This window comes from Bifidobacterium rousetti (assembly GCF_008698235.1).
Lineage (GTDB): Bacteria > Actinomycetota > Actinomycetes > Actinomycetales > Bifidobacteriaceae > Bifidobacterium > Bifidobacterium rousetti.
On the sequence record NZ_PEBH01000009.1, the window covers coordinates 107741 to 123220 of the forward strand.

Consider the following 15480-nt stretch of genomic DNA (forward strand, 5'->3'; position numbering starts at 1 on the left):
TTCGGTTCACTTAGCCTGCTGAGAAACCTGCTGGATCTCGAAGACCTGCGGCTTCTGCGGGGTGTGCGGATGCTCTTCGCCGGCGAAGACACGCAGACGGGTGAGCTGCACCTTGGACAGACGGTTCTTCGGCATCATGCCCTTGACGGCGGCGGTGATGATGCGCTCGGGCTTGTTGGCAAGCAGCTGAGCGTAGGAGTCGCGGCGCAGGCCACCGGGGCGGCCGGAGTGCGCGTAGAGTTCCTTGCCCATCTTGTTGCCGGTCAGGGCGATCTTGCCGGCGTTGATCACGATGACGTAGTTGCCGGAGTCAGCGTGCGGCGCGTAGGTCGGCTTGTTCTTGCCACGCAGCAGTGTCGCGACGTGGGAGGCGAGACGGCCAAGCACCACATCGGTGGCGTCGACGACGTACCAGTCATGAGTCAGATCGGCCGGTTTCGGAGTGAAAGTCTTCACTGTTCTACCTTTTCTATATTGTGTTCCGGGCTTCGGCTGCTCGGCGTGCGTGTAGGAATCGCGCTGTCCGAGAGGCTTCAGACCTCTTTATCCGTGGGCTCCCTGAAAGTCCTCGATGGCGAGTGGGAAAGCGCTTTGAAGGACCCCTTAGGGAAACACAACAATCCACTAGTATATCGCCGGGCATGACATTGCCCCGGGCGTGTCGAGGTACGTCCGATCCTATGGGATCGGACGTCGGCAGGTGCCCGAGTTGGATACAAGAACGTCCGACCCTATGGGATCGGACGTTCTCCATGTCTGTATGTCTGTCTGGGCTGACCACACCAGCCAGCACGGGACGCGGTTCCCCGCAGGCGGCGGCCAAGCGGCCGCTAGTCGCGCATGATGTTCGCGATGCGCTGCACCGATTCGCGGGCGAACAGGCCCTCGACCGGCACCACGTTGCCGTTGCCGTCGGCGAGCGGGATGCGCCAGTTCGGGTACTCGTTGTTGGTGCCCGGCTGGTTCTGCGCGCGCTTCTCCCCCACCGCGTCGGTGATGGAGGCGGCGAGCAGCTTGCACGGCGAACCCTTGAGCGCGCGGTACTGCGCCTCGATGATCGCCTGCTCGTTGGCCTTGACGTCCTCGGCGAGATCCGCCTCGAGATAGCCCTGCTCGATCAGCATGCGCAGCATCGCATCCTGTTCGGCCTTGGCGGAACGCTCGAAGTCCTCCTTCGGGCCGGTGAGCAGGCCCAGACGCTCGCGGATCTCGACGTGCTCGAACTCGAGGTAGCCGGCCGCCGGCGGAAGGTCGTGCGTGTTGACCGAGGCCAGCGCGTATTCACGCCACTTGGACGGCGCGCGGAACTTGCCTTCGAACTGCTCGAACCATTCGACCGCGCAGCCGAGCAGGCCATGCTTCTTCAGGGAGTCGGCCACGTACGCGGGGACGACGCCCAGATCCTCGCCGACGACCACGCCGTCGGCACGCGACGCCTCGAGCGCGAGGATGCCGAGCATGATGTCGGAATCGTAGTGGACGTACGCGCCGTCGATCGGCTTCTTGTCGGCCGGGACCCACCACAGGCGGAACAGGCCGAGGATGTGGTCGATGCGCACCGCGCCCGCGTGGGCGAACATGTTGTGCACCAGCTGACGGTAGGCGGCGTAGCCGGTGTTCTCCAGAACGATCGGGTTGAGCGGCGGCTGGCTCCAGTCCTGACCCTGCTGGTTGAACATGTCCGGCGGGGCGCCCACGGTCGCGCCCTTCGCGAAGCTCTCCGGGTTCCACCACACCTCGGAGCCGAGCGGGTGGACGCCGACGGCCATGTCGGCCATGATGCCGACGCGCATGCCGTTCTCACGGGCGCGCTTCTGGGCGCGGTCGAGCTGCTCGGAGGCGATCCACTCGAGCCAGCGGTAGAAGTTCAGGGTGTCGGGGTACTGGCGCTTCAGGGCCTCGACCTCGGACGACCCCTTGCCGAGACGCTGCTCCCAGTTCGTGGACTCGCGCCCGGGCGCACCCCACTTGTCGTAGCACAGGCACCAGGTGGCGTAGCCTTCGAGGCTGTCGCCGCCCTCGCGCACGAAATCGTCGAATTCCTGCTGGCGCGCGGCATCGCGTCCGACCTTGAAGATGATCCACAGGGCGTGCATCTTGGCGCGCCACATCGCGTCGCGGTCGATCAGCTGGGAGTCGCCGTTGAGCGGTTCGACGGTGGCGTGCAGCTGGTTGATCTGATCGAGGCTCTCCTTGCCGAGCAGCTGGTATTCGGCGATGGCCTCCGGACGGATGTACGTGAAGTTGACCAGTCCGCGCGAGATCGGCAGGTACGGCGACGGGGTGAGCGGTGAGACCGGCTCGGCGGCGTGCACCGGGTTGATGAGCATGAAGTCGCTGCCGGTGTGCTTCTTGGCGTCCACTAGCAGGTTGGACAGGTCCTCGAAATCGCCCACGCCCCACGAATCGGCGGAACGGATCGAGTACAGCTGGGCCATCCATCCCCACAGGTGCCCGTGCTTCATCTCGTCGAGCGGCTCGACGCGGGCGGGGGCGCTGATCAGCGTGGCCACCTGCGTGCGGCCGGCCACGGTGACGTGCAGCGTGTGGTAGCCGGCGGGCAGATCGGCCGGGATGATGATCGATGCGGTGGCGATGAACTTGTCGTCAAGCACGTACGCCTTGGAACCATCGCCGGGACCATAGGCGACCGTGCCCTGATACGGCTCGCCGTTCTCCAACGTGATCTTCGCGGAAGGCACGTCGAAGACGCCGACGTTGACCGGCACACGGGTCTCCTCGCCGACGGTGTGCAGCACCGTGGGCGCCACGAGACGACGGCGACGACCGTCGCGGATGCGCTTGGAGGAGCTCTTGATCGCCTCGTCGCTGGAGGCGTCCACGCCAAGGGCGGCGAGCACCGCCACGAGGACATCATCGTCGATCTCGTGATAGTCGTTGCTCATGCCGACATAGCTGGTGCCGATGCCCACGAGCTTGGCCAACTGGATCAGGGGGCGTTCGAGACGCTCCTTGCTTTCCGTTCTCTCTGTCATGGTTTCCAGTGTAGCGCCGAGACAGGGGAAACACCGGCGCGTCCACAAACCGGACAGGGCGCGTCGACCCCTTTTATCCGACTCGTAACCCGTGGTTCACATCATGATTTACGACCGGCGACGTTTGGCGACCGCGTGACGCACTTCGGCGGAGGGATCATCGGCCAGTCTGTCGAGCGTCTCGGGCGTGGCGTTCGGGTTGAGCGCGACCGCCCTGCGCACCATCGACGACAGCACCGTGGGGGCGTTCGGCTCGTTGTCGATACCGAGGGTGGCGAGGAACGCGAGCGTGGCGGCGTCGACCTCGGGGTTCTGCGCGCCCTCGAGGCGCATCTTCCATGACGTCTGCTTGTTGCGCAGGGCCGTGTCGCGCACCTCGGGGACCGGGTCCTTGGTCAGGCGCCCGACCAGCCAGTTCTTGTCGTCGGTGTTGCCGGCCACCGCCTGACGCACCGACGGTTCGGGATCGAGCGCGAGTTTGACGAGCACGTTCGGGAACGGCATCGTCTTCGCGAGGAACACACGGTCCTCGACCGGCGTGTTCGGATTGCCTCCCACCGCCTCGAGCAGTGCGGTGGCACGGGAGAACGCGGCCTGATCGGCGCGGTCGGGCAGCTCCCGACGGGCGAATTCGGACAGTTCCGCGGAGTCGGTGGAATGACGCAGATGCTCGTAGGTCACGGTCAGCGGTTCGAAATCAGAGTCGGTCATGGGCTCCAGTCTAGCCGGGCGGGTGCGGCGGTAGATCGACCGGATCGCTAGTCGAGGGCGACGGCGCGGTTGACGGTGTCCATCGGTTCGGGGGTGACGGTGGCGTTGAAGGTTTCGGTGACGAGGGCCTCGAACCGTGCGGCGTTGTCGATCGGCATCGCGGCGACGAGGGTTACGTCGGCCGCGTACGTCTCGTCGGACTGCATGCCGTCGACCGAGGCGAGGATCTGCTGGAACCGCTTGAGTTGCGGGTACTGCAAAGCGACGAGATAGCGCCGGCACGGCACGATCGCGGCCTTGCGCGCCGCCTTGACGGCGATCGACGCGCCGGTCGAATACGCGCGGATGAGTCCGCCGGAGCCGAGCAGGATGCCGCCGAAGTACCGGGTGACGGCCACGACGCAATCGGTCAGGTCGTTGGCGCGCAGCACGTCGAGGATCGGCTTGCCGGCCGTGCCGGAAGGCTCGCCGTCGTCGCTCATGCGTTCGGCGACGCGGCCGTCGGACCCGCCGGTGACCGCCGCGTAGGCGACGTGGCGCGACTTGGGATGCCGCTCGCGGATCGACTCGACGAAGGCGAGCGCCTCGTCAAGCGTGTCGACGTGGGCGGCATCGCCGATGAACTCGGATTTCTTCTCGACGAACGCGTCGTGGGCGGGTTCGCCCGTGGGGTTGAGGATCGTCTGCATCGTGGGGTGGATCAGTCCTGTCGGGAGTCGGGCTGGGGGACGCCAGGCTGAGGAGCGTCGTGTTCGGAGACAACGACGTTGACCTCGCCGCCGGTGAGGAACGCGCGCGTGGCCTCGACCATCTGACGGGTGAGGTCGGCGAAGGCGCCGTCGGTTCGCCACGCGACGTGCGGGGTGAGGACGATGCCGGGGATAGATCGCAGCGGGTCGTCGGCGGGCAGCGGCTCCTGATCGTACACGTCGAGCGCGGCGGGGATGTCGCCCTTCATGAGGCGGGAGGTGAGGGCGCCGGGCTCGATCACTTCGGCGCGCGCGGTGTTGACGAACAGCGTGCCGGGCTTCACATGCGCGAGGTTGTCGGCGGTGATGAGTCCGCGCGTGGCGCCGTCGATCAGGGGCAGGTGCACGGAGACGACGTCGGCGCCGGAGATGAGCTCGTTCATGTCGTCGACGGGCGTGACACCGAGGTCGGTGAAGCGTGACGCGGGCGTGTGACCGCTGTTCCATGCCGAGACCTGCATGCCGAAGGCGCGTGCGATCCCGGCCACGGTGGAGCCGATGCCGCCGAGTCCGATGATGGCGAGTCTGCGGCCGGCGAGCTGGAGTCCGTCGGCGTGGGGGCCTCCCCAGCCGCCCTCTTTCATGCGCCGGTCGAGTTCCCCGGTGTGGCGGAGCAGTTCGAACAGCAGGGCGAACGTGTGTTCGGCCACCGCGTTATCGCCGTAGTGCTCGGCGTTGCACACGCGCACGCCGAGATCGCGGGCGAGCGCGAGGTTGATGTAGCTGGCGACGCCGGTGCCGGAGAAGACGATGCACCGGACGTGTCCGCCTGCGCCTCCGCGCACGCCCGCCGAGATGCGGCGCAGCAGGTCGTCGGGGATGTGCGGTCCTGCGTTGATCATCACGTCGGCGTCGGCCACACGTCGGGCGATCGTGTCGGCGTCCTCGGTGAACTCCTCGAAGATGCGCACGCGGGCGATGTCGTGCAACATGTCCAGCCGCGCCTTGAACGGGGCGATGATCGACATGATCGCGGACGGCAGCACGACCAGCGGCAGGTCGGTGCGTTCGGGCTGCGTCTCGAAGATCGTCGGTGTGGTCTGTGCGGCTGTGGTCTGTGCGGTCATGATCCCCACCTTAGCGCGGACTGCGTTTCGGTCGGCGTCATCCGACCGTCTTTGGCGATGCCGATGCGGTTTCGGCGGTGATGTTCCACTCGCGTACGACGTTCGGGTCGGCGCCCATCGCGTAGATCACCTTGGAGATGCGCTGGCGCTGGGCCGTGTCCTCCGCCTCGGAGTTGCACACGCCGTCCGGCTTGTCGGAGGATATCGGACACCACGCGTACGTGCCCTGGTGCCGGCTGACGTTGGGCACCCAGTCGATGCGGCTGACGCGCCACGATCCCTTCTCGCCCTTGCGTCCGGCGAACTGGATGCGCGCGGTGACGCCCTGGTTGTTGACCTCGTGGCCGGCGATGGTAGTCACGACGCTCACCGTGTTGCCGAGCCCGTAGACGATCCATGTGCCGTGATAGTTCTCGACCGGCTGCGCGCAGTGGCATCCGGCGCCGTAGATGACGTCGAACGCGCCGGTGTCGGCGAGCGCGTGGGCTTCGGACTGCTGGTAGGAGTCCGCGTAGTCGATGTACTCCTGCAGCGAGTGCATCGCGACGGCGACCACGTCGGCGCCCTGCTCGCGCGCCTTGTTCGCCTTGTCGACGAGACGCTGGATGTCACTGGCGTGATTGGGGTCGCCGCTCTGCCGCAGGCGGTCCACTCGCCAGTCGGCGTCGGCGGTCATCCCGTTGAGCGAGACGGTGCCCGTGACGAGGCCGAGTTTGCCGCCGCCGGTCGGCGAGTCGATGACCAGCGGGGCGAGGGAATCCTCCTCGGTCTTGTAGGAGCCTGTCTGGGCGATGCCGTTCGCGGCGAGCGTGTCCCACAGGCGTTCGATGCCGGCGGCGCCCTGATCCCAGGAGTGGTTGGTGGCGTGCGTGCACGCGGTATAGCCGACGTGCTTCACCGCATCGGCCACTTCGGGCGGGATGTTGAACACCGGCCATCCGGCGTAGGGGCCGCCACGCTGGGCGATCGGCGTCTCGAATTCGCACACGGCGATGTCGGAGGCCTGGATGTACTTGCGCATCGGTTCGAACAGCGGGGTGAAGTCGAAGGCGGTGCCGTCGGTGGCCGCGGTGTTGGCCGAGGCGAAGTGCTTCCACAGGTTCGGATGGAAGAGCAGGTCGCCGTTGACAAGCATCGCGATGCAGTCCTGGTCGGGGCAGTCGGGCGAATTGCCATGATGCTCAAGCGCGACGGGTTCGGGGACGGACTGCGTTCTGTCGAGGGCGCCCGTCGGGTCGGAGGCCGCGGCATCGCCCGGCACATTCGACCCCGATGACGCGCCCGTGGCGTCATCGCCCAACGAACCGGAACGATCGACCAGCACGCGCACCCCGGCGCCGAACGCGAACGCGATCACGACGGCCATCAGCGCCGCCAGCACGGTCGTCACGCGCGATCCCATCGCGCTCCGGTTTCTGGCGTGGCGGCCGTATCTGCCGTATCCGCCGCTGCGATGACTGTTCCTTCCCATCGCGCACCTCACCTTCTCGTCTTCCCGACGGTTTCTCCCTCGGCCACCTCGCTCCGCCACCCTCCGCGCCCCGCGCGTATGGGCGACGCGCCGAGGGGTAGCACAGCATTCGATGCACCGTTCACGAGCGATGACAAATCGCACACAATCATCAATATTGCGTGTCCACCACCGTGCGATCAGGGGGTGTCGTTCGCCGTTTAGGTCTAGAATAGTCCGCGGAGACGGACGGACAATGGCGTACCTCCGGCTCCGCCTACTCGTGTTCACACAAGGCGGTGCCGGAGCGGTTCAATCGAGGGGAACCAATTATTTTATTTTTGATTTTTCCTCGTATTGGCGGGTCGCACCGCGATCATGGTGTATAGTTACGTGCTGTTGCGCTTCAGACTGGCGGTAGCGTCCGTTCGGAAGAGCGATGTGGAGTGATGCCTGAGTGGCCGAAAGGGGCACCCTGCTAAGGTGTTAGTTGCGTTAGCGGCTCGGGGGTTCGAATCCCCCTCACTCCGCAATCAAGGGATTCACGGGAAACCGTGAATCCCTTTTTTCATGCCAGAAACGGCGGTATTTCAACGGTTCTCTCCCCCAGTCAGCTTCGCTGGCAGCCCCCTCGTCAGAGGGGGCCAAGAACAGACGCACGTCAGTTGCCGGGGGCGGGGGCGTTGTCGCCGGAGAATGTGACGATCACGGCGACGATCACCAAGGCGACGCCGATCATCTCGCCGATGCCGGGGATCTCGCCCAGAACGAGTCCGACGGCGATGGCGACGGCCGGGTTGATCGACTGCATCACGGAGAACGCGGCCGGCGTGACACGCCGCATCGTGACCTGTTCGATGACGTACGGGAAGAACGAGGCAAGCAGCGAGACGACGAACAGCAGCCCGAACAGCTTCAACGGGCCTCCCGGCTCAAGCGCCCACGTGGCGCTTGCCTTGGGGTGCACGAGCTGGCGGACCGCCGGCACGCCGAGGAACAGCGACTGCAGCGCCCATCCGATCGTGATCGCGATGCACAGGTTGTCGAGCGAGTTGCCGCCGGCGGCGATATGCCGCCCGGTGACGATGTACACGCCCCACATCGACCCGCCGACGAGGATCGCGATCAGTCCGACGAGAAAATTTCCGTTGCCGTCCGGGTTCGCGAGCGATATGCCCGCGAGCAGGACGACGCCGACCGCCGCGATCGCGATGCCGACACGCTCGCGCCAGCTGTGCCCGGTGATCACGGCGACCGACAGCGGTCCGACGAATTCGATCGCGACGGCGATGCCCATGTCCATGTTGCTGATCGCCACGTAGAACATCGTGTTCATCAACACCAGCGAGACGCCGAGCAGGATCACCCACCCCCAGCTGCGCGCGTCTCGACGGAACAGCCGTTCGCGCTTGGCCGCAGCCCACGGGCGACGCCACAACAGCAGCAGCACCGCCATGAACCCCACGCGATACCACACCGCGTACAGCGGATCGAGCTGCGTGAACGCGAGCTTCGCGATGGCCGTCGCCGAATAGATGACGATCGCCTCGCACACGACGATGACCACCACCGGCACCCGGTTCAACACCTCGATCACAGCTCTCTTCATGCCCCTCACGCTACACGCCCCGCGCTCCCCCACCTAATACCGCCGAATTACCGCGATACGAGGCCACAATCCGGACACCGCAGTGGACAATCGGCTACAATCGGCGGTATGAGCACCGCACCGAGACTGGCCGCCGCCAAGCGTGACTGGGGGCACGACGAGACCGGGTGCACGGTGCTGCACATCGACATGGACGCGTTCTACGCCTCGCTGGAGGTGGCGCGCCATCCGGAGCTCAAAGGCAGGCCGGTCATCATCGGCACCGGCCCGCGTTCGGTCGTGTCCGCGGCAAGCTACGAGGCGCGCCGCTACGGCGTCAATTCGGCGATGCCGTCGGCCCGCGCGCGTCAGCTGTGCCCGGACGGTGTGTTCCTCTCGGTGGACATGCGCTATTACCGCGCCGTGTCGCGCGAGATCATGACCGGGATCTTCCACGCCGTCACCGACCGGGTGGAGCAGGTGTCGGTCGACGAGGGGTATATGGACGTCTCCGGCGCGCTGCTCGCGTGGCGTTCCCCGAGCGCGATCGGCGCGTGGATCCGCGCGCAGGTGGAGAGCCGGTTCCATGTGACCTGTTCGGTGGGCATCGCCGCGAACAAGCTGGTGGCGAAGATGGCGTCGACGAACGCGAAGCCGAACGGCATGCTGTTGATCCCGAAGGCCCGTTCAGCCGAGTTCGTGCAGATGATGCCGTTGCGCGGCATCCCCGGCATCGGGCCGTCCCTGGAGAAGCGCCTCAACGCGTGGGGCATCGATTCGGTGGCCGATCTGGCGGCGATGAGTCCGGAATCGTTGGAGCAGGCGACCGGGTCGCGCGCCGCCGCGCACGGGTTGTGGATGGCGTCGCGCGGGTTGGATGACCGCCGTGTCACGCCGGTGCGCGTGGAGAAGTCGATCGGTTCGGAGGAGACGCTGCTCGAGGACACCACCGACCAGCGCGTGGTGTGCGGGCTGTTGCGCGAGGCGTGCGACGAGGTCGCCGGGTCGTTGCGCCGACGCGGGTTCGTCGCGCGCACGGTGACGGTGAAGCTGCGATTCGCGGATCTGAGCTACCGGACGCGATCGCGTACGCTGGAGCGTCCGGTGGATACGGCCGGCGCGCTGTATCCGGAGTGTGTGCGATTGCTGCACGAGATGCTGGGGATGGCGCAGCCGGGAACGGGCTCGACGCCGGACGCCCGTGGCATGTCTCCCGACGCTCCCCTGCCGAAGCTGATCCGCTTGGCGGGGATGAGCGCGAGCGGCCTTGCACCGGTCGGCGAGACCGCGGTGCAGCCGTCGCTGGACGACATGATCGAGGAGGCCGACAGCGCCGACTCGCGCACGGCGAGCGACCGCCGTCGTCAGGCCGAGGCCGCGTTGGACGCGGTGCGGCAACGGTTCGGCAATACGTCGGTCAAATTCGGCGCGTGACGATCAATCCGCTCAGGCGGCGCGCAGGCGTGCGCAGGCGGCGTCGATCGCCTCGTCGGTGGCGGTGGCGGAGAAGCGCAGGTAGCGGCGCGCGCCGTAGAACTCGCCGGGGCTGGGGATGACGCCGATGCGGGCGAGATCGGCCATGTCGGCCCAGCAGTCGCCTGATTTCGCCCTGACCCACACGTAGAGCGCGCCGGAGGGCATCGCGGCGTCGTAGCCGTAGTCGCGCAGGGCGTCGACGAGACGGAGCAGACGCGAACGGTAGCGGCGCCATTGTTCGCGCACCGAGGCGATGTCGTCGAGTCCGGCGGCCATCGCGGCCTGGACCGGACCGGGGATGATCTGGCCGATCTGCTTGCGGTATTCGGCCATCTCCGTGACGAGACGGTAGTCGCCGGCGATGAGCGCGGTGCGGTATCCGGCCATGTTGCTCTGCTTGGACAGGGAGTAGAGGACGAGTATGCCGTCGGCGTTGTTCTCGCACACGCGCGGGTTCAGCGCGCAGGGCGTGGCGGACAGGCTGAATGCGTCGGCCGCGGCGGTTTCGTTCGATTCCGCGACGGGTGCGTCGGACGCGGACGCTCCGGCTCCGGCCGAACGCCAGTCCATCAGCGCGTAACATTCGTCGGACAGGACGACCGCGCCGATCGCACGCGCGGCCGCCACGATGTCGGCGAGCCAGTCGGCGCCGAGCACCTCGCCGGTGGGGTTGCACGGCGAGTTGACCCACACGGCCTTCACGTTCGGCACGTTCCGCCAAGAGTCCACGTCGGCGACGTCGTCGACTTTAAGCACCGTCGCCCCGGCGAGTTGCGTGCCGATCTCGTACGTCGGGTACGAGACCTTCGGCTGGACGACGACGTCGCCCTCACCCAGATGCAACAGCGAGGCCATCAACGCGACGGCCTCCTTGGAACCGACCGTGGGGACGACGGCCGCGTTGACCGACTTCAGATCCACCCCGCGCATGTGGCGGAACCACCGGTCGATCGCGGCCTTGAGGTCGGCGGTGCCGGCGGTGACGGGGTATCCGTGCGCGTTCGGCGCGTCGGAGCCGGCCGCGAGGGCGTCACGCACGGACGCGGGAACCGGATCGACCGGCGAGCCGACGGACAGGTCGACCATGCCGCCTTCGACCGCCTTCGCGGTCTTCTTGTAGCCGGCGATGCGCGACCAGTCATACGGCGATGAATACGCGTGGAAACCCATGTGCGTGAAGCCTTTCTCTCTGCTTGCCCCGTCTCGTCAGCACCCTCGGGTGGTCGCGATGAACGGAAACCGTCGTGCAACAAGGATAGCCGTCCGACGAAAAATCCTCCCCGCAATGGGGAGGATTTCGATACGGGAACCCCGGCGTCCTCACTTGGTAAGAAAGCGATCAGTCCTGGTTCTGCGGGGGCAGGGCCGCGACCTGCTCGGGGTCCTTGCCGATCGGACCGTGCGCGGAGGCGCCGCCGAAATCGCCCACCTCGGCGAAGAAGTTGGCGGCGGCATCCTTGTACCAGGCCCACTCGTCCGGCAGGTCATCCTCGTAGAAGATGGCCTCGGTCGGGCAGACCGGCTCGCATGCGCCGCAGTCAACGCATTCGTTCGGGTTGATGTACAGCGAGCGGGAGCCCTCGTAGATGCAGTCGACCGGGCACTCGTCCACACAGGCCTTGTCCTTGACGTCAACGCAAGGCTGGGCGACAACGTATGGCATGGAATCCTCCTTAAATCAAACTGCTACAAGGATAGTCTCGCTCGCGGACTCGCCGGCGGCCGTGTTGACACGGTGTCAGCATGGCGTCAGCCACGGTGTCGACACGGTCGGCGGCCGCCGGTCGCAGTCGAGCGACGCGACTCAGCCGTTGACGGCCTTGTCGGTCTCGGAGGAGAGCTTCTCGGTCAGATCGCCCTTGCCGAGGCGAGCGTGCCAGTAGCCGTAGCCGAAGTAGATCGCGAATCCGACGACCAGCCACACGACGAAACGGATCCACGTGAGCACCGTGAGGTTGAGCATCAGCCACAGGTTCGCCAGTCCGATGAGGATCGGGATCCACGGGTTGCCGGGCATCTTGAAGGCGCGCGGCAGGTCGGGGCGCTTGGCGCGCATGATCGGGATGGAGATCGCGACGAGCGTGAACGCGGACAGCGTGCCGATGTTCACCATGTCGGACAGGACGCCGATGTCGAAGCAGGCGGCGACGAGGGCGACGACCACGCCGACGCCGACCTGCAGGCCGGCCGGGGTGCCGTGCTTGCCGGTCTTGGACAGGCTGCGCGGCAGCAGGCCGTCACGGCTCATCGCGAAGACGATGCGGGTCAGACCCAGCAGCAGCACCATGACCACGGTCGCCAGTCCCAGCACGATGCCGAAGCTGATGATCTTGGCGGCCCAGTTGGCGCCGACCAGCTCGAACGCGGTCGCGAGCGACGGGCTGTCCTGCTTGGCGAGGTCCTTGTAGGAGACCATGCCGGTGGTGACGATGGCGACGAGCATGTACATGACGATGATCATGGCCATGCCGACGCCGATGCCGAGCGGCACGTTGCGGTGCGGGTTCTTGGTCTCCTCGGAGGCGGTGGCGACGACGTCGAAGCCGATGAACGCGAAGAACACGAGCGCCGCGCCGGACAGGATGCCGGGCACGCCGTAGATCGACGGGGTCATGCCGGTGGCCCACTGCCACAGCGGCTGGCCCATCACGCCGGCGACGGCCGCGGAGCTCTGCACGCTGGAGGCGGGCTCGCTCGGCGGGATGAACGGCGTGAAGTTGGACGCCTTGACGTAGAAGAAGCCGACGATCACGACGAAGAACACGATCGCGATCTTGAGCACAGTCATCGCGCCGTCGACGCGGGCGCCGATCTTGGTGCCGAACACGAGCAGCGTCGTGAAGAATGCGACGATGATGATCGGGGCGATGTCGAGGTTGAACGAGCCGATGGCGATGTTCGTATTGAAGTCCCAGCCCATCAGGCGCATGAAGTCGTTGAGGTAGACGCCCCAGTACTTCGAGATCACGGATCCCGCCATGAGCATCTCGAGGATCAGGTCCCAGCCGATGATCCACGCCATGATCTCGCCGACCGTGGTGTACGTGAAGGTGTAGGCGGAGCCCGCCACCGGGATCATCGAGGCGAATTCGGCGTAGCACATGACGGCCGCGCCGCACACGATGCCGGCGATCAGGAAGCTGAGGATGACGGCCGGGCCCGCGTGGAACGCGGCGGCCTGCGCGCCCACCGAGAAGATGCCGGCGCCGACTGCGACGGCGACGCCCATGATGGACAGGTCCCACCAGGTGAGGTTGCGCTTGAGCGTACGACCTTCCTCGCCGGTCTCGGCGATGGTCTGCTCGACGGATTTGGTTCGGAATAGTTGCATGTTGGTTATGGCCTTCTGCTCTCCGGTTTTTGTTCGAGAAGAGAGTATAGGCCGAAACCCGCTCATTGCGGAAGACAACGTTACGGGAATGTGTCAGGGCTTCCGGATGATGGACGTCCGTGAGCGTTCACGGACGCTCACGGACGGCAAGCCCGCCTTCGCGGACACTCACGGACGCAGGTCGATGCCGATGCACACCGGTTCGGGCACGAGCGCGACACCGAAACGCTCCCTGACGCCGGACTGCACCGTCCTGGCGAGCGCGGCCACGTCGGCGGCGGTGGCGCCGCCGCGGTTGGTCAGCGCGAGCGTGTGGCGCGTGGACAGGCTGGCGCGGGTGCTGGCCGCGGCGGCATCGCCGGAAACCGCATCGGCATCCCGCCCGAGCGCGAATCCCTTGTGGAAACCGGCGTGATCGATGAGCCACGCGGCGGAGGTCTTGACGCCGGGTGTGCCGTCGGGCAGCGTCGCGTCGAAGCGCGGCGCGTCGTCGGGCAGCGTCGCGGCCTCCTCGGGGGTGAGGATCGGGTTCATGAAGAACGAGCCGCAGCTGTGCCGGTCGTAGTCGGCGGCGGGCAGCCCCGCGTGGCCCGAGCCGGCGCCCGCGGCGTCGAGACGCCGCAGATCGGCGATGACGTTCTCCTCGCGCTTCGTGCCGATCATCGCGGCCTCCACATAGCGCGTCGGGTCCTCCAGCATGCCCTTGGACGCGCGGACGGCGAGCACCGCGTCGCGGATCGCGGTCGTCTTCATACGATCGCCCACCTCGACGCCGAGCGCCTTGGCGAGCTGTCCGAACCCGACCGTGCCGGTCGGCGAATGACGCAGTGCGAACGTGACCGACAGGACCACGTAACGCGGCGTCGGGAAGAACCGGTCCGCCGGGGTCGCAGGAGCGGCGTACATGCTCGACTTCAGCGCCGAGAAACGGTAGCCGAACGCGAGATCGGCCGGCTTCAAGTCACGCGTGGTCTTCGTCTCGCGATCCCACACCTCGACCGATTCGACGGACGTGGCGACCTCCTGGCCGTACGCGCCGATGTTCTGCACCACGGACGCGCCGACTGTGCCGGGGATGCCGGACAGGCCCTCCACGCCCTCAAGCCCGAGACCGACGGTGAACGCGACGAAATCGTCCCAGTTGGCGCCGGCCTCGGCGTTGACGTGGACGGTGCGGTCGTTGCCCTCGACGGGGGCCGCCTCGTCGGGCACCGTGATGCGGCGTCGGGCGTCACGCACGACGACGCCCTCGAACGGCTCATCGGAGACAAGCATGTTGGAGCCACCGCCGATGACGCACAACGGCAATCCCTTGGAATCGGCCTCCTCGACGGCCTCGATGACGCCGACGCGCGTAGTCGGCTCGATGAAGCGGGCGATGGGACCGCCCACCCCGATCGTGGTGATCTTTGCAAAACTGGTCATAACGCCTATCGTACCGGCAAAACGCAAGGAACCCGGCCTGTTTGGGGCCGGGTTCCTTGTGAAGTCTTTCAGCGTGCTCAGCGGGTCTCGCGGTGCACGGTCTGCTTGCCGCAACGCGGGCAGAACTTCTTCAGCTCGAGGCGATCGGGCGTGTTGCGACGGTTCTTCGTCGTGATGTAGTTACGCTCCTTGCACTCGGTGCATGCCAGCGTGATGCCGGGACGGATGTCGGCGCTCTTAGCCATGTTCATTCACCTCTGTAGTCTAAAAGGAACGCCCGTCAGCGGACGGGCGCATTTGTAGCGAGGAAGAGGCTCGAACTCTTGACCTTACGATTATGAGTCGTACGCTCTAGCCAGCTGAGCTACCCCGCCAGAGAGCCCCGAGTGAGAATTGGACTCACGACCTCTTCCTTACCAAGGAAGTGCTCTACCACTGAGCTATCGGGGCGTGGCGGGTATAGGATTCGAACCTATGAAGCACGAAGCGGCTGATTTACAGTCAGCTCCCTTTGACCGCTTGGGAAACCCGCCAGTCGTCACTCTCGGAGGTCTTGTTTGTTTTGACCTCGTCAGGCAACGCGAACATCATGCCACGGGTTTTCGAACCGCGCAAGTCGGGTCTGCCGAAACATGTCCGAAACGACGATTTCAACATTCCGAAATCGTTGGAATTTCAACGGAAAAT

13 protein-coding genes and 4 tRNA genes are annotated in these 15480 nt (G+C 66.2%); 2 read left to right on the plus strand and 15 right to left on the minus strand.

The features are described 5' to 3' along the window. Window positions 1–6: 6 nt before the first annotated feature. The 6 genes from rplM to CSQ85_RS09940 form a co-directional block, all read right to left on the minus strand. Complete coding sequence (rplM, locus tag CSQ85_RS09915; protein ID WP_107042176.1) at window positions 7–456, minus strand: 50S ribosomal protein L13; 450 nt, start codon at window positions 454–456, stop codon at window positions 7–9. Window positions 457–830: 374 nt separating this feature from the next. Continuing rightward, window positions 831–2996, minus strand: coding sequence for a 4-alpha-glucanotransferase (gene malQ / locus CSQ85_RS09920; RefSeq protein ID WP_150383917.1), 2166 nt, complete (start codon window positions 2994–2996; stop codon window positions 831–833). 108 nt (window positions 2997–3104) lie between these two features. Continuing rightward, a complete protein-coding gene (locus tag CSQ85_RS09925; protein WP_150383918.1) occupies window positions 3105–3707 on the minus strand; it encodes an AbrB family transcriptional regulator in 603 nt (200 codons plus the stop codon). 47 nt (window positions 3708–3754) lie between these two features. Beyond that, window positions 3755–4396, minus strand: coding sequence for an IMPACT family protein (locus tag CSQ85_RS09930; protein ID WP_107042173.1), 642 nt, complete (start codon window positions 4394–4396; stop codon window positions 3755–3757). 11 nt (window positions 4397–4407) lie between these two features. Beyond that, window positions 4408–5523 (minus strand): D-2-hydroxyacid dehydrogenase family protein, encoded by a 1116-nt coding sequence (locus tag CSQ85_RS09935; protein WP_150383919.1) that lies wholly within the window; start codon window positions 5521–5523, stop codon window positions 4408–4410. 37 nt (window positions 5524–5560) lie between these two features. Then, complete coding sequence (locus CSQ85_RS09940) at window positions 5561–6994, minus strand: CapA family protein (RefSeq protein WP_223846932.1); 1434 nt, start codon at window positions 6992–6994, stop codon at window positions 5561–5563. Between the two features lie 422 nt (window positions 6995–7416). Here CSQ85_RS09940 and CSQ85_RS09945 point away from each other — a divergent pair. After that, a tRNA-Ser gene (locus tag CSQ85_RS09945) sits at window positions 7417–7503 on the plus strand. A gap of 131 nt (window positions 7504–7634) precedes the next feature. On the opposite strand, the gene CSQ85_RS09950 is transcribed toward CSQ85_RS09945, so the two are convergent. Then, window positions 7635–8582 (minus strand): EamA family transporter, encoded by a 948-nt coding sequence (locus CSQ85_RS09950; RefSeq protein WP_107041570.1) that lies wholly within the window; start codon window positions 8580–8582, stop codon window positions 7635–7637. A gap of 108 nt (window positions 8583–8690) precedes the next feature. On the opposite strand from CSQ85_RS09950, the gene dinB reads away from it, so the two are divergent. Further along, the gene (gene dinB / locus CSQ85_RS09955) at window positions 8691–9995 is read left to right on the plus strand and encodes a DNA polymerase IV (RefSeq protein ID WP_150383920.1); all 1305 of its coding nucleotides are present in this window, start codon (window positions 8691–8693) and stop codon (window positions 9993–9995) included. A gap of 12 nt (window positions 9996–10007) precedes the next feature. Here the strand turns inward: dinB and dapC are convergent, their stop codons facing one another. The 8 genes from dapC to CSQ85_RS09995 all read right to left on the minus strand — a co-directional run bounded on the left by dapC (window position 10008) and on the right by CSQ85_RS09995 (window position 15326). After that, window positions 10008–11207: a succinyldiaminopimelate transaminase gene (gene dapC, locus CSQ85_RS09960; RefSeq protein WP_150383921.1), complete on the minus strand. Its 1200-nt coding sequence runs from the start codon at window positions 11205–11207 to the stop codon at window positions 10008–10010. Window positions 11208–11376: 169 nt separating this feature from the next. Beyond that, window positions 11377–11700 (minus strand): ferredoxin, encoded by a 324-nt coding sequence (fdxA, locus tag CSQ85_RS09965; RefSeq protein ID WP_043164583.1) that lies wholly within the window; start codon window positions 11698–11700, stop codon window positions 11377–11379. A gap of 141 nt (window positions 11701–11841) precedes the next feature. Continuing rightward, the gene (locus CSQ85_RS09970; protein ID WP_150383922.1) at window positions 11842–13368 is read right to left on the minus strand and encodes an amino acid permease; all 1527 of its coding nucleotides are present in this window, start codon (window positions 13366–13368) and stop codon (window positions 11842–11844) included. Window positions 13369–13536: 168 nt separating this feature from the next. Further along, entirely contained in the window at window positions 13537–14793 is a 1257-nt protein-coding gene (locus tag CSQ85_RS09975; RefSeq protein WP_150383923.1) for a UDP-N-acetylmuramate dehydrogenase, read from the minus strand. Window positions 14794–14870: 77 nt separating this feature from the next. After that, window positions 14871–15038: a 50S ribosomal protein L33 gene (gene rpmG / locus CSQ85_RS09980; protein ID WP_007053013.1), complete on the minus strand. Its 168-nt coding sequence runs from the start codon at window positions 15036–15038 to the stop codon at window positions 14871–14873. A gap of 55 nt (window positions 15039–15093) precedes the next feature. Further along, a tRNA-Met gene (locus CSQ85_RS09985) sits at window positions 15094–15167 on the minus strand. A gap of 4 nt (window positions 15168–15171) precedes the next feature. Next, a tRNA-Thr gene (locus CSQ85_RS09990) sits at window positions 15172–15243 on the minus strand. A gap of 1 nt (window position 15244) precedes the next feature. Further along, window positions 15245–15326: transfer RNA gene (locus tag CSQ85_RS09995), tRNA-Tyr, on the minus strand. Between the last annotated feature and the right edge of the window lie 154 nt (window positions 15327–15480).